This is a genomic window from Pseudomonas sp. NBRC 100443 (genome assembly GCF_030268185.1).
In the GTDB taxonomy this organism is placed as follows: Bacteria; Pseudomonadota; Gammaproteobacteria; order Pseudomonadales; family Pseudomonadaceae; genus Pseudomonas; species Pseudomonas citronellolis.
Genome location: NZ_BSQE01000014.1, coordinates 144,751 through 161,576, shown reverse-complemented (window position 1 = coordinate 161,576; position 16,826 = coordinate 144,751). Strand labels below are relative to the sequence as shown.

The window sequence follows — 16,826 nt, the reverse complement described above, 5'->3', positions numbered from 1 at the left end:
CTTTATTGACAAACCAGAAAAACTTAAGCTAATTACAGTCAGAGCATGCAGGAGCAGTTAAAGGAAAACAAAAATGGATATACATGAACATTCTGCAAACTGCGAACTAGTGATTGGAATAGTTTCTCCCGTAGGAATTAATCTAGACGACGTCCACAACAGGATCGAATCACTATTCAAACAATTCAACTATAAAATCAATCTAATTCATCTTAGCAAGCTAGGAAATTCCTATGGTGATCCATTACGAGAAGGGGCGTCTGAACTTGAACGGCTAGATAATGGAATGAACAATGGGAAGTTACTAAGAGAGAAATACAACCGAGATGATTTTTACGCACTCTTAGCCATTGACGCCATATACAAACTTCGCGAAAAGGACGTAACATCCACCGCCCCTCTATTTCGAAATGTTCATTTAATAAGATCACTAAAAAATCCTGACGAAGTCGAAACACTACGAAATGTCTATGGGGATGGTTTTTTCTTGATCGGAGTCTCCTCTAGTATCGAAAACAGAAAGAGATATCTTGAGAACCTCAAGGGTATTCCTAAAGAAGAACTAGATCGACTTATAAGCAGAGATGATAAAGAGTCCGCAGATCATGGACAGAGGACTCGAGATGTTTTCCAAATGGCTGATGCTTTCGTCACTACCGATGACGCCGAGCGACTATCTGACCAGCTTTCTAGAATCCTAAATTTATTATTCTCAAACCCACTAACACCCCCAACTGCTGAAGAGTATGCCATGTTCATGGCATATGCGGCATCATTGCGATCTGCCGATTTATCCAGGCAAGTTGGAGCGGTAATTTCCAGTACATCCGGCGACATTGTCTCGACTGGAGCTAATGATGTGCCAAAATTTGGTGGTGGACTCTATTGGCCTGATGCAGAGGACAAAAGGGACTACAGGCTTGGAAAAGATTTCAATGAAGCTGAAAAGCAGAAAATTATAATTAAAATCATGAAAAAACTTCCTGGCAACGAAGAACTATCAGACGAAGAACTAATTGAAAATGGAAGACATGCGCTTAAAGATACAGGCCTTCTAGACATAACTGAATATGGCCGAGCAGTTCATGCTGAAATGGAGGCCATTTTGTCAGCTGGTCGGAATGGAGTTTCGGTAAAGGGCGCCACTCTGTATACTACGACCTATCCATGTCACAACTGTGCAAAACATATTGTTGCAGCAGGAATTTCAAGAGTTAAGTATGTAGAGCCCTATCCCAAAAGCTATGCAACCATGCTACATGACGACTCTATTGATGCTGAAAGCTCAAGCAAGGCAAACAAGGCGAAGCAGACAAAAGTTAAATTTGAACCTTTTGTCGGAATAGGCCCTAGAAAATTTGTAGATTTATTCTCCATGAACTTAAGTAGCGGAAGAAAGATCAAAAGAAAAGACAAGGGAAATGTCATAAGTTGGGCTAGACGCGACGCTGAACTTCGTGTTCCCATGAGGCCACTTTCGTACTTAGACGCCGAAATAATCCTCGTAAACGAACTAGCTAGTATCACCGAGATGGAAGCACAGGAGGCCAAATGAAAAGAGATGACTTTGACAAGGCAAAAAAAATCGCTGAGCAATGGCCTGCATGGAAACGCGACTATCAACTGACCAAAGCTCAAGTTTTAAACTCAGCTGAAGATCAGAAATTCAAAAAAGATGCAAAAGAAAAGAGCAGCTAATAAAATTTATATCTAAGAAAAAGGCCGGTCAATCGACCGGCCTTTCCCTTACCTCACGCCACCTCAGCTATTGCTGGGGAAAGCGAACTGCGCCGCCTCGTGGCTCTTGCGCTGCGGCCAGCGCTGGGTGATGGCCTTGCGCTTGGTGTAGAAGCGCACGCCGTCCGGGCCGTAGGCGTGGAGGTCGCCGAACAGGGAGCGCTTCCAGCCGCCGAAGCTGTGGTAGGCCACCGGGACCGGCAGCGGGACGTTGACGCCGACCATGCCCACTTCGATCTCGTCGCAGAACAGGCGGGCGGCTTCGCCGTCGCGGGTGAAGATGCAGGTGCCATTGCCGTATTCGTGGTCGTTGATCAGCTGCATGGCTTCTTCCAGGCTGTTCACGCGGACGATGCACAGGACCGGGCCGAAGATTTCTTCCTTGTAGATGGTCATTTCCGGGGTCACGCGGTCGAACAGGGTGCCGCCGAGGAAGAAGCCGTTCTCATGGCCGGCGACCTTGTAGCCGCGGCCGTCCACTACCAGCTCGGCACCTTGGGCCACGCCGGTGTCGATGTAGCCGGTGACCTTGTCGCGGGCAGCGCCGGTGACCAGCGGGCCCATGTCCAGGCCGCAGGAAGTGCCGGCGCCGATCTTCAGGCCCTTGATCTGCGGAACCAGCTTCTGCACCAGGGCGTCGGCGATCTGGTCGCCCACGCACACGGCTACCGAGATGGCCATGCAGCGCTCGCCGCAGGAGCCGTAGGCGGCGCCCATCAGCGCGCTGACGGCGTTGTCCAGGTCGGCGTCGGGCATCAGCACGGCGTGGTTCTTGGCGCCGCCCAGGGCCTGCACGCGCTTGCCGCGCTTGGTGCCTTCGCTGTAGATGTACTCGGCGATCGGGGTCGAGCCGACGAAGCTCAGGGCCTTCACTTCCGGGGCCTCGATCAGCGCGTCCACCGCGCCCTTGTCGCCGTGCACCACGTTCAGCACGCCTTTGGGCAGGCCGGCTTCGTGGAACAGTTCGGCGATCAGCAGGGTGGAGCTGGGGTCACGCTCGGACGGCTTGAGGATGAAGGTGTTGCCGCAGGCGATGGCCAGCGGGTACATCCACAGCGGCACCATGGCCGGGAAGTTGAACGGGGTAATGCCGGCGACCACGCCGATGGGCTGGAAGTCGCTCCAGGCGTCGATGTTCGGGCCAACGTTGCGGCTGTACTCGCCCTTGAGGATTTCCGGGGCGGCGGTGGCGTATTCGACGTTCTCGATGCCGCGCTTGAGTTCACCGGCGGCGTCTTCGATGGTCTTGCCGTGTTCTTCGCTGATCAGTTTGACGATGCGCTCTTCGTTGGCTTCAAGCAGTTGCTTGAAGCGGAACAGCACCTGGGCGCGCTTGGCCGGCGGGGTGTTGCGCCAGGCCGGGAAGGCGGCCTTGGCGGCGTCGATGGCCTGCTGCATGGTTTCGCGGTCGGCCAGCGGCACCTTGCGCACGGCCTCGCCGGTGGACGGGTTGAAGACGTCGGCGGTGCGGCCGGTGTCGGCGATCAGCTCGCCGCCGATCAGGTGCTTGATGATGGTCATCGTCTTGTCTCTTCTCGCTGAGTGGGGTTTGGAGGAGGAGCGTAAGAGCCCCTCTCCCTAACCCTCTCCCTGAAGGGAGAGGGGATTGTTCGGTGTGTTGGGTGGGCCGCGGAGGGCGCCGGGACGGCCAGGGTAAGCCCGGCCGAACCGGCATGCCTACGCGCGGGCCCGCGGGCTCAGTGTTGCTTGAGCTCGATCTCGATGAAGGCCACTTCGTGGTCGCACGGGTTGATCACGTTGTGCTCGGTGCCGATCTGGCGGGTGTAGCTCTGGCCCAGGACCAGCGGCGCGCGCCGCTCGCCTTCGGGGGTTTCCAGCAGCAGTTCGCCGTTGGTCACCGGGACCACCACGTACTCCATGCCGTGGCGGTGCCAGCCGGTCTCCGCTCCCGGGGCGAAGCGCCACTCGGTGACCAGGACCTTGTCGTTGTCGATCTGCACCGTCGGCACGGCCTTGGGACGCTCGCTCACTTACGCCACCCCGTTGAGGGCTTCGCCGACCGCGTCGAACAGGCGGTCGAGGTCTTCGGGCTTGGCGTTGAAGGTCGGCCCGAACTGCAGGGTGTCGCCGCCGAAGCGCACGTAGAAGCCTTCCTTCCACAGCTTCATGCTGGCTTCGAACGGGCGGACGATGGCGTCGCCGTCGCGGGCGGCGATCTGGATGGCGCCGGCCAGGCCGCAGTTGCGGATGTCGATGACGTTCTTCGTGCCCTTGAGGCCGTGCAGGGCTTTTTCGAAGTGCGGCGCCAGCTCGGCGGACTGCTGGATCAGGTTTTCCTTCTGCAGCAGGTCCAGCGCGGCGATGCCGGCGGCGCAGGCGACCGGGTGCGCGGAGTAGGTGTAGCCGTGGCCGAACTCCACCGCGTATTCCGGCAGGTTCTGGTTCATGAAGGTGTCGTAGATTTCGCTGCTGGCGATCACCGCGCCCATGGGCACGGCGCCGTTGGTGACCTGCTTGGCGACGTTCATGATGTCCGGGGTCACGCCGAAGTATTCGGCGCCGGTGGCCTTGCCCATGCGGCCGAAGGCGGTGATGACTTCGTCGAAGATCAGCAGGATGTTGTTGGCGTCGCAGATTTCCCGCAGGCGCTGCAGGTAGCCCTTCGGCGGCACGATCACGCCGGCGGAGCCGGACATCGGCTCGACGATCACCGCGGCGATGTTCGAGGCGTCGTGCAGCTCGATCAGCTTCAGCAGTTCGTTGGCCAGCTCGACGCCGCCGGTCTCGGCGGCGCCCCTGGTGAAGGCCATGCCCGGCTGCAGGGTGTGCGGCAGGTGGTCGACGTCCATCAGCGGGCCGAACATCTTGCGGTTGCCGCCGATGCCGCCCAGGGCGGTGCCGGCGACGTTCACGCCGTGGTAGCCACGGGCGCGGCCGATCAGCTTGGTCTTCTGCGCCTGGCCCTTGATGCGCCAGTAGGCGCGGGCCATCTTGATCGAGGTGTCGGCGCACTCGGAACCGGAGCCGGTGAAGAACACGTGGTCGAGGGTGCCGGGGGTCATCTGGGCGATCTTCTCGGCCAGTTGGAAGGACAGCGGGTGGCCGTACTGGAAGCCCGGGGAGTAGTCGAGGGTGCCGATCTGCTTGGCCACCGCGTCGGCGATTTCCTTGCGCGAGTGACCGGCGCCGCAGGTCCACAGGCCGGACAGGCTGTCGTAGATGCGCCGGCCCTTGTCGTCCACCAGCCAGCTGCCCTCGGCGGCCACGATGATGCGCGGGTCCTTGTGGAAGTTGCGGTTGGCGCTGAAGGGCATCCAGTGGGCCTTCAGGTTCAGGTCGGCGGCGGCCGACGGCGCTACGTTCACTTGCTGGTTCATGGAGCTCGTCCTCGACGACTGTCTTGTTGGGCGCGCAGGCCGCGTCACGCCTGCTGCGATGGCTCAAGATTGGGCCTGACTTAACGTGAGTTAAAGCCTATTCTTCTCACGTTCAGTTTCGATTCGGTAAAACAAAAATGGCGAAAACCCGCAGCCCGTCCCTGGGCCAGGTCAGCGACTTCGAAATCCGCCTGCTGCGCATCTTCAAGACCATAGTCGAGTGCGGCAGCTTTTCCGCCGCGGAAAGCACCCTGGGCATCAGCCGCTCGGCCATCAGCCTGCACATGGGCGACCTGGAGAAGCGCCTGGGCATGCGCCTGTGCCAGCGCGGCCGCGCCGGCTTCGCGCTGACCGACGAAGGCCGCGAGGTGTACCGCGCCACCCAGTCGCTGCTGGCGGCGCTGGAGGGCTTCCGCGCCGAGGTCAACGAGCTGCACCAGCACCTGCGCGGCGAGCTGAACATCGGCATCATCAACAACCTGGTGACCCTGCCGCAGATGCGCATCACCCACGCCCTGCGCGCGCTCAAGGCGAGCGGCCCGGGAGTGCGCATCAACATCGGCATGACTACGCCCAACGAGATCGAGCTGGGCGTGCTCGACGGCCGCCTGCATATAGGCGTGGTGCCGCTCATCAGCCCGCTGTCGGGGCTGGAGTACTCGCCGCTGTACGACGAACGGTCGCTGCTGTTCTGCAGCCGCGAGCACCCGCTGTTCGAGCGCGAGGACGCGGGCATCACGGTGGCGGAGATCCACGCCTGCGACGCGGTGGCGCCCAGCTACCGCATCCCCGCCGAGGCCCAGGAGCGCCACCAGGAGCTGAACGCCAGCGCCAACGCCTCGGACCGCGAGGGCATGGCCTTCCTGATCCTCACCGGCAGCTACATCGGCTACCTGCCCGACCACTACGCCGCCGACTGGGTGGCCCAGGGCCGCATGCGCGCGCTGCGCCCGGAGCGCTTCCACTACGACATCCCGCTGACGGTGGTGACGCGCAAGGGACGGCGGCCGAACCTGGTGCTGGAGCGGTTCCTGGAGGCGGTGGCGGAGAGCCGGTAGACCTGGCAACGTACGAAACGGCCTAGCCACGACAGGCAGGTCCTAGGTATTTTTTGTCAACTGAATTCGGTTGACATCAGATCCCCGCCTCCCTAGCATCCTTTTTACGACTCAACCCCGTACGCAGCGATTCAGTTCGCTGGCCGTTGGGGTGAAGAAACCGGCCAACTGGCCGGTTTTTTCGTTTCTAGGGATTGGAAATTCGTGAGAACAGCCTTCTTCGTCGACGGCTATAACCTCTTCTATGGCCTGCTTGCCGGCACCGCATTCAAGTGGCTCGACCTTCCTGGTCTGCTCGAGCATGTACTGCGAGTACAGGATCCCGTTGCCCGGATGGTGGCGGTCAATTACTTCACCGCAGGGGTGAAGCCGGACCTGGCATCACGCGGCGTCCTTTCCAAGCAGGCGCAGGACACCTACATCCGTGCCCTGAAAGTCCGTGGTGTGGAGGTCTTCGTCGGGCGGCACCGCCTGGAGCCCGGGCGAGCGCCACGGTTCATCGACAGAAAAACACCCGCGTCCCGGGCGGACCTGGTCGATATCTGGCAATTGGAAGAAAAGGAAACCGACGTCCATCTGGCCATCAGCATGTACCGCCTGGCGGCGCGGCAGACCAGTTCCGCAGCAGAAGAGCGAATCGAGCAGATAGTTCTGGTGTCGGCCGATACGGACATGACGCCGGCCCTGCGGGCCTTACGGGAGGATTTTCCGCAATTGCGGATAGGCGTGATCCTTCCTCACCGCGAAGGCATCAAGCGTGAGCCCCCTGGATCGCTCCTTGAGTATGCGCACTGGACGCGTCGCACCATCACGACCGAAGAATTGCGAGCGCACCAATTTCCTCCCCGGGTGCCAACGCGTAAGCGCCCGGCCTGCAAACCGGATTACTGGTAACCCAAGCGCATACCACATCACCCCATACGTTTTATCTTCCCTGCCACGCAAAAACCTATACCCCCTCCCCGTCGCCCCGCGCGGCCCGTGGCTCGCGGGCCCACAGCTTTTCCCTAGCCTGCGACTACAAAAATCATAATTTCGCTAATGCCCGGGTCTGAACAGAATGCGGCCAACACGCGGTGGACAGTCGCGACCGCAGAACAACAACGATCAGAGTCCGAGGAGTCACCCCATGGCCGATCCGAACCAGACCGCCTTCGGCAAGCCCGCCGGCAAATCGCTCGATGGCATTGAAACCGACACCCTCGTGGTGGGCGCCGGGCAGGCCGGCGTGGCCATGAGCGAGCACCTGACCGCCCAGGGCGTGCCGCACATCGTGCTGGAGAAGAGCCGCATCGCCGAAGCCTGGCGCACCGGCCGCTGGGATTCGCTGGTGGCCAACGGCCCGGCCTGGCACGACCGCTTCCCGAACATGGAATTCCCCGTCGGCCCCGACGAGTTCCCGCACAAGGAGCAGGTGGCGGACTACTTCGTCGCCTACGCCAAGCAGTTCAACGCGCCCATCCGCACCGGCGTGGAAGTGAAGAAGGTGACCCGCAACGAAGGCCGCCCCGGCTTCACCGTGGAAACCTCCGAAGGCACCCTTCAAGCCCTGCGCATCGTCTCCGCCACCGGCCCGTTCCAGCGCCCGGTGATCCCGGCCATCGCGCCGAAGGACGAGCGCATCCAGCAGATCCACTCGGCCCAGTACTACAACCCGCAGCAGCTGCCCGAAGGCGCCGTGCTGGTGGTGGGTGCCGGCTCCTCCGGCGTGCAGATCGCCGACGAGCTGAACCGCGCCGGCAAGCGGGTGTTCCTCTCGGTAGGCGCCCATGACCGCCCGCCGCGCTCCTACCGCAACCGCGACTTCGTCTGGTGGCTGGGCGTGCTCGGCCTGTGGGACGCCGAGGAAGTGCAGCCCGGCCGCGAGCACGTGACCATCGCCGTGAGCGGCGCCCGTGGCGGCGAGACCATCGACTTCCGCCGCCTGGCCAACGAGGGCATCACCCTGGTCGGCCTGACCAAGGCCTTTGCCGACGGCAAGGTGAGCTTCCAGGAAGACCTGGTGAAGAACCTGCAGGCCGGCGACCAGAACTACCTCGACCTGCTCGACGCCGCCGACGCCTACATCGAACGCAACGGCCTGGACCTGCCGGAAGAACCCGAAGCGCGCCGCGTCTACCCGGACGCCGAGTGCATCCGCAACCCGATCCTGGAGCTGGACCTGGCCGCCGCCGGCATCACCTCGATCATCTGGGCCACCGGCTACGCCGTGGACTTCGACTGGCTGCAGGTGGACGCCTTCGACGACAAGGGCAAGCCCAAGCACCAGCGCGGCGTGTCGCGCGAGCCGGGCGTGTACTTCGTCGGCCTGCCGTGGCTGTCGCGCCGGGGCTCGTCGTTCATCTGGGGCGTGTGGCACGACGCCAAGCACATCGCCGGGCACATCGCCACGCAACGCAAATACGTCGAATACCAGGACGCCTCGCAGCGCGAGGCCTCCGCCGAATCGCAAGCCAAAAAAGCCGCTTCCTGGGAGTAAGTGATGCCTACCCACACCCGCATCCGCATGTTCAACACCAAGGACACCTACCCGAACCAGTCCCTGGACAACGACCTCTGCCAGGCCGTGCGCGCCGGCAACACCGTATACGTGCGCGGCCAGGTCGGCACCGACTTCAACGGCAACCTGGTGGGCCTGGGCGACCCGGCGGCCCAGGCCGAGCAGGCGATGAAGAACGTCAAGCAGCTGCTGGAAGAAGCCGGCAGCGACCTGTCGCACATCGTCAAGACCACCACCTACATCATCGACCCGCGCTACCGCGAGCCGGTCTACCAGGTGGTCGGCAAGTGGCTCAAGGGCGTGTTCCCGATCTCCACCGGCCTGGTGGTCTCGGCCCTGGGCCAGCCGCAGTGGCTGATGGAGATCGACGTGATCGCGGTGATTCCGGACGACTGGGAACAATAAGGAGCGGCCCATGACCTTCTCCATCGTCGGCCGTTGCGCCGAAACCGGCCAGCTGGGCATCGCCATCAGCTCGTCGAGCATCGCCGTCGGCGCGCGCTGCCCCTGGGTGCGCGCCGGCGTCGGCGCGGTGGCCACGCAGAACGTGACTCTGCCGGCCCTGGGCCCGCAGATCCTCGACCGCCTGGAAGCGGGCCTGGCGCCGGCCGCCGCGCTGGACCAGGCGCTGTCCAGCAACGGCTACAGCGAGTACCGCCAGGTGACGGTCATCAACCAGCACGGCCAGGTGGCGCTGTTCACCGGTAGCGAGGCGCTGGGCGTGAACCACGCAGTGGCCGGCGAAAACTGCGTGGCGGCGGGCAACCTGCTGTCGTCCACCGCGGTGATCGAAGCCATGACCAGGGCCTTCGAGGCCGCCGACGGCTGCCTGGCCGAACGCCTGCTGGCGGCGATGCAGGCGGCAATGGCCGCCGGCGGCGAAGCCGGGCCGGTGCATTCGGCGGCGCTGAAGGTGGTGGGCGACCTGGTCTGGCCGATGGTGGACCTGCGCGTGGACTGGGCCGACGAGGCGCCGATCGACGAACTGGAAAAACTCTGGGTAGCCTACAAGCCGCAGATGCAGGACTACATCACCCGCGCGCTGGACCCGACCAAGGCGCCGAGCTACGGCGTGCCCGGCGACGAGTAAGCGCATCGACGCCAATCGATGGGTTACGCCGCTTCGCGGCTAACCCATCCTACGGAGACATTGCATGCTTTCCAGCCGTGACATCCTCGCCAGGCTGATCGCCTTCGACACCGTCAGCCGCAATTCCAACCTGGCGCTGATCAAGTACATCCAGGACTACCTCGCCGGCCTGGGCGTGGAGGCCGAGCTGTTCTTCGACGAGGCCGGCGGCAAGGCCAACCTGTTCGCCACCCTCGGCCCGCGCGACCGCGGCGGCGTGTGCCTGTCCGGGCATACCGACGTGGTGCCGGTGGACGGCCAGAACTGGAGCGTCCCGCCCTTCGAGCTGACCGAGAACGACGGCCGCCTGTACGGCCGCGGCACGGCCGACATGAAGGGCTACATCGCCTGCGTGCTGGCCGCCGTGCCGGCCTTCCTCGCCCAGCCTTTGCGCGTGCCGCTGCACCTGGCCTTCTCCTACGACGAGGAAGTCGGCTGCCTGGGCGTGCGTTCGCTGCTGGCGGACCTGGAACGCCGCGAGCACAAGCCGATCGCCTGCATCATCGGCGAGCCCACCGAGCTCAAGCCGGTGCTCGGGCACAAGGGCAAGCTGGCCATGCGCTGCCAGGTGCACGGCGCAGCCTGCCACTCGGCCTACGCCCCGCAGGGGGTGAACGCCATCGAATACGCGGCGAAGCTGATCAACCACCTGGGCGAGATCGGCACCCGCCTGGCCGCGCCGGAACGCCACGACCCGCGCTTCGACCCGCCCTACTCCACGGTGCAGACCGGGGTGATCGGCGGCGGCCGCGCGCTGAACATAGTCCCGGCCGAATGCCAGTTCGACTTCGAGGTCCGCGCCCTGCCCAGCGACGACCCGCAGCAGGTCGCCGAGCAACTGCGTGACTACGCCGAAACCGAGCTGCTGCCGAAGATGCGCTCGGTGAAGGCGGAGGCGGACATCCGCTTCAGCGAGCTGTCGGCCTACCCGGCGCTGGCTACCGATCCGCAGAGCGAGGTGGCGCAGCTGCTGGCGCGGCTCAGTGGCTCGGATGAGTTTTCCACGGTGGCCTTTGGTACCGAGGGCGGGTTGTTCGACCAGGCGGGCATTCCGACCGTGGTGTGCGGGCCGGGGAGCATGGATCAGGGGCACAAGCCGGATGAGTTTGTCAGTGTGGAGCAGTTGGCGGCTTGTGATGGGATGTTGGGGCGGTTAGTGGAGTGGATGAAGGCTTGATTGGTGTCTTGCTGGGTGGGTTGGTGCGCGGGTTTGAGAGCGCCCTCTCCCTAACCCTCTCCCTGAAGGGAGAGGGGACCGTTGGGCAGACGCGGATGTATAGGAGTTAGCCGGCAACGCCGAAAGTCTCAGGCTGAGACCATGCCACCTCTCGGCACGGACAGGCCCCCTCTCTCTCAAGGAAGAGGAGCCGTTGGGCAGGGCAGGGTGTTCTGGAGTTAGCCGGCAACGCCGAAGGTTTCCGGCTGAAACCATTCCTCTTCTCGGCACGGACTAGCCCCCTCTCCCTTCAGGGCGGGGCGCGCAGCCGAGGGCTGGGGAGAGGGGCTCTTCAGGGCATGCACCGCACCCCCGGTTGGCCTCGTTCGCGAGCAAGCTCGCTCCTACGAAAAGCCAGTCAGCCGATCAGCTTCCGTGCTGCCTGGGTGTGCGCAGCGATCAGGCCCTTCAGGTCCAGGCCCTCCACCTCGCCATCCACCACCCGCCAACTCCCCCCGACCATCACCCTGTCCGCCCTGTCCGCCCCACACAGCAACAGCGCCGAAATCGGATCATGGCTCCCGGAAAACCGCAGCTCATCCAGCTTGAACAACGCCAGGTCCGCCTGCTTGCCCGGCGCCAGCTCGCCGATGTCGCTGCGGCCCAGCAGCTTCGCCGACCCTTTGGTAGCCCAACCCAACGCCCGCTCCGGGGTGATCTCTTCCGCACCGTAGCACAGGCGCTGGATGTACAGGGCCTGGCGCGCTTCGAGGATCATGTTCGAGGCATCGTTGGAGGCCGAGCCGTCCACGCCGATGCCCACCGGCGCGCCGGCGGCTTCCAGCGCCACGGTGGGGCAGATGCCCGAGGCCAGGCGCATGTTCGAGCTGGGGCAGTGGCAGATGCCGGTGCCGGCTTCGCCCAGGCGCTTTATTTCCTCGTCGTTGAAGTGGATGCCGTGGGCCAGCCAGGTGCGCGGGCCGAGCCAGCCGACGCTGTCGAGGTAGTCCACGGTGCGCTGGCCGAAGCGCTGCAGGCAGAAGTCTTCTTCGTCGAGGGTCTCGGCCAGGTGGGTGTGCAGACGCACGTCGTGGTGCTCGGCCAGCTCGGCGCTGGCGCGCATGATTTCCGGGGTCACCGAGAACGGCGAGCAGGGCGCCAGAGCGATCTGCACCTGGGCGCCGTCGCCGCGCTGGTGGTAGTCGCGGATCAGCCGTTCGCTGTCGGCGAGGATGTCCTCGGCGCGCTGCACCGTCTGCTGCGGCGGCAAACCGCCATCGGCCTCGCCCAGGCTCATGGAGCCGCGGGTGAGCATGGCGCGCATGCCCAGTTCGGCGACCACCCCGGCCTGCACGTCGATGGCTTGTTCCAGGCCGTCGGGGAACAGGTAGTGGTGGTCCGCCGCGGTGGTGCAGCCGGACAGCAGCAGTTCGGCCAGGGCCACCTTGGTGGCCAGCGCCAGCTGCTCCGGGGTCAGCCGCGCCCACACCGGGTAGAGGGTCTTCAGCCAGGGGAACAGCGGCTGGTTGACCACCGGCGCCCAGGCGCGGGTGAGGGTCTGGTAGAAGTGGTGGTGGGTGTTGATCAGGCCGGGCAGCAGCACGTGCTGGCTAGCGTCGAACACCTGCTCGCAGGGCTGCGAGGGTTGCTGGCCAAGGGCGAGCAGTTCGACGATGCGGCCGTCCTGCACGACCAGGCCGCCACGGGCGTCGAGGCCGTTGGCGGTGAAGATGGCGAGGGGATTGCGCAGCCACAGGCGGGGGGATGACATGGGTGAATCCTCCGGGTTGCGGAGCCGCCGCCCGAGGCGAGCCGGCTCCCGGTTGTACGGGAAGCCAGCTCAGTGTTCACCCTGTCTGCTGATCCAGGTGCGCCTTGACCCGCAGGTCAGGCGTCGGCGCATGGTAACGCCGCCGCCGGCATCCGTCACCAGTCGATCGTCGTCCCCTGGTAGTCCAGGTAATGCTGGCCGCCGCGCCCGGCGTAGGCCTCGACCTGGTCGATGAGCCCGGCGGCGCTGGTTTCCACGTCCAGCGGCGCGGCCTCGCCGCCCATGTCGGTGCGTACCCAGCCGGGGTGCAGGTTGAGCACCGTCAGGCCGGTTTCGCCCAGCCCGGCGACCAGGCTGCGGGTCAGCGAGTTCAGCGCCGCCTTGCTCGCCCGGTACAGGCCCATGCCGCCGGATTCGTTGCCGGCCACGCTGCCCAGTTCCGAGGTCATGAAGGCCAGCACTCCGCGCTGCGGCTCCAGCAGCGGCAGCAGGCGCTCGGCCAGGCGCAGCGGGGCCACGGCGTTGACCATGAACAGCTCGCCCACCTCGGCCAGGCTGGCGTCCAGCGCCGACTGGTGCGGCGGGCCGTAGATGCCGGCGTTGATGTAGACCAGGTCGAAGCGCTGCCCGGCCAGGGCCGCTGCAAGGCGGTCCTGGGAGGCCGCGTCGTCCAGCACCAGGGACTCGACGCGCACCGGCAGGCTGTCCAGCACACCGGCGTTGGCGGCGTCGCGCACGGTGGCGGTGACCTCCCAGCCGCGCGCCAGCAGCTGGTTCACCAGGCCCAGGCCGAGGCCGCGGGAGGCGCCGATGATCAGGGCGGAATTGGCAGTGCTCATGGGGCTCTCCCCTCGGGATGGAAAAGCCCCAGCATACCCGCTCAATCCTCGCCGCGCAGGCGGTCCAGGCGCAGGCGGTCGCGCTCGTCGGTGAGCCGCCAGGCCGACAGGTACACGGCGCCCAGGGCCGCGGCGAAGCCGGCGCCGACCAGCAGGAACATCAGCAGGATCTGGTAGCGCGCGGCGTCCAGCGGGTCCATGCCGGCGAGGATCTGCCCGGTCATGATCCCCGGCAGGGTGATGATGCCGGCGGCGGCCATCTGGTTCAGGGTGGGGATCAAGCCGGTGTAGAGCGCGCGGCGCAGCACCCCGCCAAGCGCGGTATAGCGGTCGGCGCCCAGGGCCAGGCGCGCCTCGATGGCGGCGCGCTCGCGGGTGACGCTGGCGAACACCTGGTTCAGCGCCAGGCTGGCGGCGTTCATCGCCGTGCCGAGGATGATGCCCACCAGCGGGATGGCGTGCCGCGCGTCGTACCACGGCTGCGGCCGCAGGCTGCCGGCCAGGGCGAAGAGGGCGATGCCCAGGGTGGCGATGCCGACGCTGCTGCCGCCGATGCCCAGGTGCCAGAAGCCGGCCAGCCGGCGACGTTGTCGCGAACCAACCTCGAAGCTGGCCGCGGCGAGCATCGCCAGCACCACCCCGGCGGTCAGCCAGGGCGAGGACAGGGCGAACACCTGGCGCAGGAACAGCCCCACCAGCACCAGTTGCACCACCAGGCGCACGGCGCAGACCAGCAGGGTGCGCTGCAGGCCCAGGCGCAGCGCCCAGGACAGCCCGGCGGCGGCCACTATCAGCAGCGCCGCCAGGGCCAGTTCCGGCAGGCCGAGCGGCAGCGGCGTCATGGCTGCACCTCGCCCAGGCCATGTTCGTCGAGCTGCAGGTGGACATCCGCCAGGCGCCGCGCCTGCCCGGCATCGTGGCTGACCACCAGCAGGCCCAGGCCTTCGGCCTTCAGTGCCTGCAGCAGTTGCTCGACACCCTCGCGGCTGGCCGCGTCCAGCGCCGCCGTGGGTTCGTCCAGCAGCAGGAAGCGCGGTCGCTGCACCACCGCGCGCAGCAGGGCCAGGCGCTGGCGCTCGCCTGTGGACAACTGCGCCACCCGCGCCTGCAGCAGCGCCGGGTCGAGACGCACCCGCGGCAGCAGCGCCCGCGCGGCGTCGAGGTCGGCGAAGTGCGCGGCGACGCCCTCCTCCCACCAGCCGGATTCCGCCGCCACATAGGTGACCAGCCGCCGCCAGGCGCTGGCCGGCATACGCTCGCGCGCCACCCCGGCCAGGCTGACCTGGCCCTGGTTGGGGTCGAGGTCGGCGAGCATGCGCAGCAACAGGCTCTTGCCGATGCCCGAGGGGCCGCTGAGCACGCTGCAGCGGCCAGGCGCCAGGTCAAGGTCGAACGGCCCGCTCAGCGCCCCGCGCAAGCCGCAGGCCCGCAGAGGCCCAAAGGGAATATCCAAAAGGCTCATGAACTCGCTTCGTCAACGCCAAGTCGCCGAGCATAACGTAGGGCGTATAACCGTTCGCGGTTATCCGCCGCTTCACCCATCTCCCCGCCCCCCATAAGCCCAACCCAGGCGACCCGAAAACGACGAGGCCCAGCAAATGCCGGGCCTCGCGAATAAAACGCCCCGGAGCAACCCCGGGGCCAGGGCACGCGCCCCTATCAGTCGGTAGTGATCTTCGAATGCGTCCGGGTGTCCTTCATGGTCACGTAGACCAGCAGCGAGCAGGCGATGCAGCCGGTGACGTACCAGTAGAAGCCGCTCTCCATGCCGATGCTCTTGAACCACAGCGCCACGTACTCGGCGGTGCCGCCGAAGATGGACACGGTCAGCGCGTAGGGCAGGCCCACGCCCAGGGCGCGGATCTCGGTGGGGAACAGCTCGGCCTTCACCACGGCGTTGATCGAGGTGTAGCCGCTGACGATCACCAGCGCCGCCATGATCAGGAAGAACGCGCCCCACCAGGTGTCGATGCTGTGCAGGGTGCTGAGGATCGGGTAGGTGAAGACGGTGCCCAGCACGCCGAAGGCGATCAGGATGGGGCGCCGGCCGATCTTGTCCGACAGCGCGCCGACGATGGGCTGCAGCAGCATGAACAGGAACAGGGTGGCGGCCGAGATCATGGTCGAGTCGGTCTTGCTCATGCCCACGGTGTTTACCAGGTACTTCTGCATGTACGTGGTGTAGGTGTAGAAGGCCAGGGTGCCGCCCATGGTCAGGCCGACCACGGTGAGGACTTCCTTGGGATGGCGCAGCAGGGTGCGCATCAGGCTTTCCTTGGGCTCTTCCTTCTTCTTCGCGAAGGACTCGGTCTCTTCCATGCCGCGGCGCAGGAACATGGCGGTCACCGCGCACAGCGCGCCGATGAAGAAGGGCACGCGCCAGCCCCAGCTTTCCAACTGCTCCACGGTCAGGGTCTGCTGCAGCACGATCAGCACCGCCAGGGCGATGAGCTGGCCGGAGATCAGCGTCACGTACTGGAAGCTGGAGAAGAAGCCGCGTTGTTCCTTGTTGGCCATCTCGCTGAGGTAGGTGGCCGAGGTGCCGTACTCGCCGCCGACCGACAGGCCCTGCAGCAGGCGCGCGAGCACCAGCAGGATGGGCGCGCCGACGCCGATGGTCTCGTAGCTGGGGGTCAGGGCGATGATCAGCGAGCCGAAGCACATCAGCAGCACCGAGGCCAGCAGCGCGGCCTTGCGGCCCTTGCGGTCGGCGTAGATGCCCATCAGCCAGCCGCCGATCGGGCGCATCAGGAAGCCCACGGCGAAGATCGCGGCGGTGTTGAGCAGCTGGGCGGTCATGTCGCCCTGGGGGAAGAAGGCCTTGGCGAAATACAGGGAGAAGGCGGCGTAGACGTACCAGTCGTACCACTCCACCAGGTTGCCCACCGAGCCGCTGAAGATCGACTTGATGCGCTGGGAGGTCGTACGGGGCGCGGCAGAAGCGGAGACGGCGCTTGCGCTATCCATGGGTAATCCTCTTGTCGTTGTTGTCGTCGGGTGCGCGGACCACGAAACCGGCACCGGCGCGCCACGAGGTGCGGCGCAGTGTGGAGGGCGATAGCAGGCAACGTGCCAAGGGCGCAAAGCCGCGTGGGGCAAGGGATTACGGGGTTTTCGTACGGTGTGGGCAGGCGGTTGGATGCCGATGGGCGGGGGTGGGTGAGCGGAAATCCGCTTATTTGGAGTGGCTTTTCGTTGGGGCGAGATGGCTCGCGAATGGTGGTCTGCCGGGGCTTCGGTGTTTGTCCTGAAGAGCGCCCTCTCCCTAACCCTCTCCCTGAAGGGAGAGGGGACCGTT

At 64.8% G+C, this 16,826-nt stretch carries 16 protein-coding genes; 8 read left to right on the top strand and 8 right to left on the bottom strand.

Going from position 1 to position 16,826, the window contains the following annotated elements:
- Window positions 1–73 precede the first annotated feature (73 nt).
- The gene (locus tag QSJ95_RS19255) at window positions 74–1,555 is read left to right on the top strand and encodes an anti-phage dCTP deaminase (RefSeq protein WP_285644606.1); all 1,482 of its coding nucleotides are present in this window, start codon (window positions 74–76) and stop codon (window positions 1,553–1,555) included.
- Window positions 1,552–1,698 (top strand): hypothetical protein, encoded by a 147-nt coding sequence (locus QSJ95_RS19250; protein WP_285644605.1) that lies wholly within the window; start codon window positions 1,552–1,554, stop codon window positions 1,696–1,698. Before QSJ95_RS19255 ends, QSJ95_RS19250 begins: the two co-directional genes overlap by 4 nt.
- Window positions 1,699–1,761: 63 nt before the next feature.
- Here the strand turns inward: QSJ95_RS19250 and QSJ95_RS19245 are convergent, their stop codons facing one another.
- From QSJ95_RS19245 to aptA, 3 genes are all read right to left on the bottom strand, one after another.
- Entirely contained in the window at window positions 1,762–3,258 is a 1,497-nt protein-coding gene (locus tag QSJ95_RS19245; protein ID WP_058071610.1) for a CoA-acylating methylmalonate-semialdehyde dehydrogenase, read from the bottom strand.
- Between the two features lie 176 nt (window positions 3,259–3,434).
- Window positions 3,435–3,728, bottom strand: coding sequence for a cupin domain-containing protein (locus QSJ95_RS19240; RefSeq protein ID WP_069862934.1), 294 nt, complete (start codon window positions 3,726–3,728; stop codon window positions 3,435–3,437).
- A complete protein-coding gene (aptA, locus tag QSJ95_RS19235; protein WP_285644602.1) occupies window positions 3,729–5,075 on the bottom strand; it encodes an omega-aminotransferase AptA in 1,347 nt (448 codons plus the stop codon).
- A 137-nt stretch (window positions 5,076–5,212) separates the two neighbouring features.
- Here aptA and QSJ95_RS19230 point away from each other — a divergent pair, with 137 nt between their 5' ends.
- The 6 genes from QSJ95_RS19230 to argE all read left to right on the top strand — a co-directional run bounded on the left by QSJ95_RS19230 (window position 5,213) and on the right by argE (window position 10,939).
- Window positions 5,213–6,133 carry a LysR family transcriptional regulator gene (locus QSJ95_RS19230; RefSeq protein ID WP_009614289.1) on the top strand — a complete coding sequence of 307 codons (921 nt, stop codon included), beginning with the start codon at window positions 5,213–5,215 and terminating at the stop codon, window positions 6,131–6,133.
- Window positions 6,134–6,337: 204 nt separating this feature from the next.
- Complete coding sequence (locus tag QSJ95_RS19225) at window positions 6,338–7,027, top strand: NYN domain-containing protein (protein ID WP_058071608.1); 690 nt, start codon at window positions 6,338–6,340, stop codon at window positions 7,025–7,027.
- A gap of 235 nt (window positions 7,028–7,262) precedes the next feature.
- Window positions 7,263–8,612, top strand: a complete 1,350-nt coding sequence (locus QSJ95_RS19220) for a flavin-containing monooxygenase (protein WP_052267767.1) — start codon at window positions 7,263–7,265, stop codon at window positions 8,610–8,612.
- A 3-nt stretch (window positions 8,613–8,615) separates the two neighbouring features.
- A complete protein-coding gene (locus tag QSJ95_RS19215) occupies window positions 8,616–9,038 on the top strand; it encodes a RidA family protein (RefSeq protein ID WP_043270240.1) in 423 nt (140 codons plus the stop codon).
- 10 nt (window positions 9,039–9,048) lie between these two features.
- A complete protein-coding gene (locus QSJ95_RS19210; protein ID WP_285644601.1) occupies window positions 9,049–9,723 on the top strand; it encodes a DUF1028 domain-containing protein in 675 nt (224 codons plus the stop codon).
- Window positions 9,724–9,787: 64 nt separating this feature from the next.
- Window positions 9,788–10,939, top strand: coding sequence for an acetylornithine deacetylase (gene argE, locus QSJ95_RS19205; RefSeq protein WP_285644600.1), 1,152 nt, complete (start codon window positions 9,788–9,790; stop codon window positions 10,937–10,939).
- Between the two features lie 397 nt (window positions 10,940–11,336).
- Here argE and QSJ95_RS19200 read toward each other — a convergent pair whose 3' ends face one another.
- From QSJ95_RS19200 to QSJ95_RS19180, 5 genes are all read right to left on the bottom strand, one after another.
- On the bottom strand, window positions 11,337–12,689 hold the full coding sequence (locus tag QSJ95_RS19200; RefSeq protein WP_285644599.1) for an 8-oxoguanine deaminase: 1,353 nt from the start codon (window positions 12,687–12,689) through the stop codon (window positions 11,337–11,339).
- A gap of 155 nt (window positions 12,690–12,844) precedes the next feature.
- Window positions 12,845–13,528 (bottom strand): SDR family oxidoreductase, encoded by a 684-nt coding sequence (locus QSJ95_RS19195; protein WP_285644598.1) that lies wholly within the window; start codon window positions 13,526–13,528, stop codon window positions 12,845–12,847.
- Between the two features lie 41 nt (window positions 13,529–13,569).
- Window positions 13,570–14,370 (bottom strand): ABC transporter permease, encoded by an 801-nt coding sequence (locus QSJ95_RS19190; RefSeq protein ID WP_285644597.1) that lies wholly within the window; start codon window positions 14,368–14,370, stop codon window positions 13,570–13,572.
- Window positions 14,367–14,990: an ABC transporter ATP-binding protein gene (locus tag QSJ95_RS19185; protein WP_285644595.1), complete on the bottom strand. Its 624-nt coding sequence runs from the start codon at window positions 14,988–14,990 to the stop codon at window positions 14,367–14,369. Before QSJ95_RS19185 ends, QSJ95_RS19190 begins: the two co-directional genes overlap by 4 nt.
- A 197-nt stretch (window positions 14,991–15,187) precedes the next feature.
- Window positions 15,188–16,495, bottom strand: coding sequence for an MFS transporter (locus QSJ95_RS19180; protein ID WP_009614303.1), 1,308 nt, complete (start codon window positions 16,493–16,495; stop codon window positions 15,188–15,190).
- Window positions 16,496–16,826: the final 331 nt, after the last annotated feature.

Coding starts and splice junctions, on each gene's coding strand:
- QSJ95_RS19255 (WP_285644606.1), top strand. CDS start 74: ATGGATATACATGAACATTCTGCAAACTGCGAACTAGTGATTGGAATA.
- QSJ95_RS19250 (WP_285644605.1), top strand. CDS start 1,552: ATGAAAAGAGATGACTTTGACAAGGCAAAAAAAATCGCTGAGCAATGG.
- QSJ95_RS19245 (WP_058071610.1), bottom strand. CDS start 3,258: ATGACCATCATCAAGCACCTGATCGGCGGCGAGCTGATCGCCGACACC.
- aptA (WP_285644602.1), bottom strand. CDS start 5,075: ATGAACCAGCAAGTGAACGTAGCGCCGTCGGCCGCCGCCGACCTGAAC.
- QSJ95_RS19230 (WP_009614289.1), top strand. CDS start 5,213: ATGGCGAAAACCCGCAGCCCGTCCCTGGGCCAGGTCAGCGACTTCGAA.
- QSJ95_RS19220 (WP_052267767.1), top strand. CDS start 7,263: ATGGCCGATCCGAACCAGACCGCCTTCGGCAAGCCCGCCGGCAAATCG.
- QSJ95_RS19215 (WP_043270240.1), top strand. CDS start 8,616: ATGCCTACCCACACCCGCATCCGCATGTTCAACACCAAGGACACCTAC.
- QSJ95_RS19210 (WP_285644601.1), top strand. CDS start 9,049: ATGACCTTCTCCATCGTCGGCCGTTGCGCCGAAACCGGCCAGCTGGGC.
- argE (WP_285644600.1), top strand. CDS start 9,788: ATGCTTTCCAGCCGTGACATCCTCGCCAGGCTGATCGCCTTCGACACC.
- QSJ95_RS19200 (WP_285644599.1), bottom strand. CDS start 12,689: ATGTCATCCCCCCGCCTGTGGCTGCGCAATCCCCTCGCCATCTTCACC.
- QSJ95_RS19195 (WP_285644598.1), bottom strand. CDS start 13,528: ATGAGCACTGCCAATTCCGCCCTGATCATCGGCGCCTCCCGCGGCCTC.
- QSJ95_RS19190 (WP_285644597.1), bottom strand. CDS start 14,370: ATGACGCCGCTGCCGCTCGGCCTGCCGGAACTGGCCCTGGCGGCGCTG.
- QSJ95_RS19185 (WP_285644595.1), bottom strand. CDS start 14,990: ATGAGCCTTTTGGATATTCCCTTTGGGCCTCTGCGGGCCTGCGGCTTG.
- QSJ95_RS19180 (WP_009614303.1), bottom strand. CDS start 16,495: ATGGATAGCGCAAGCGCCGTCTCCGCTTCTGCCGCGCCCCGTACGACC.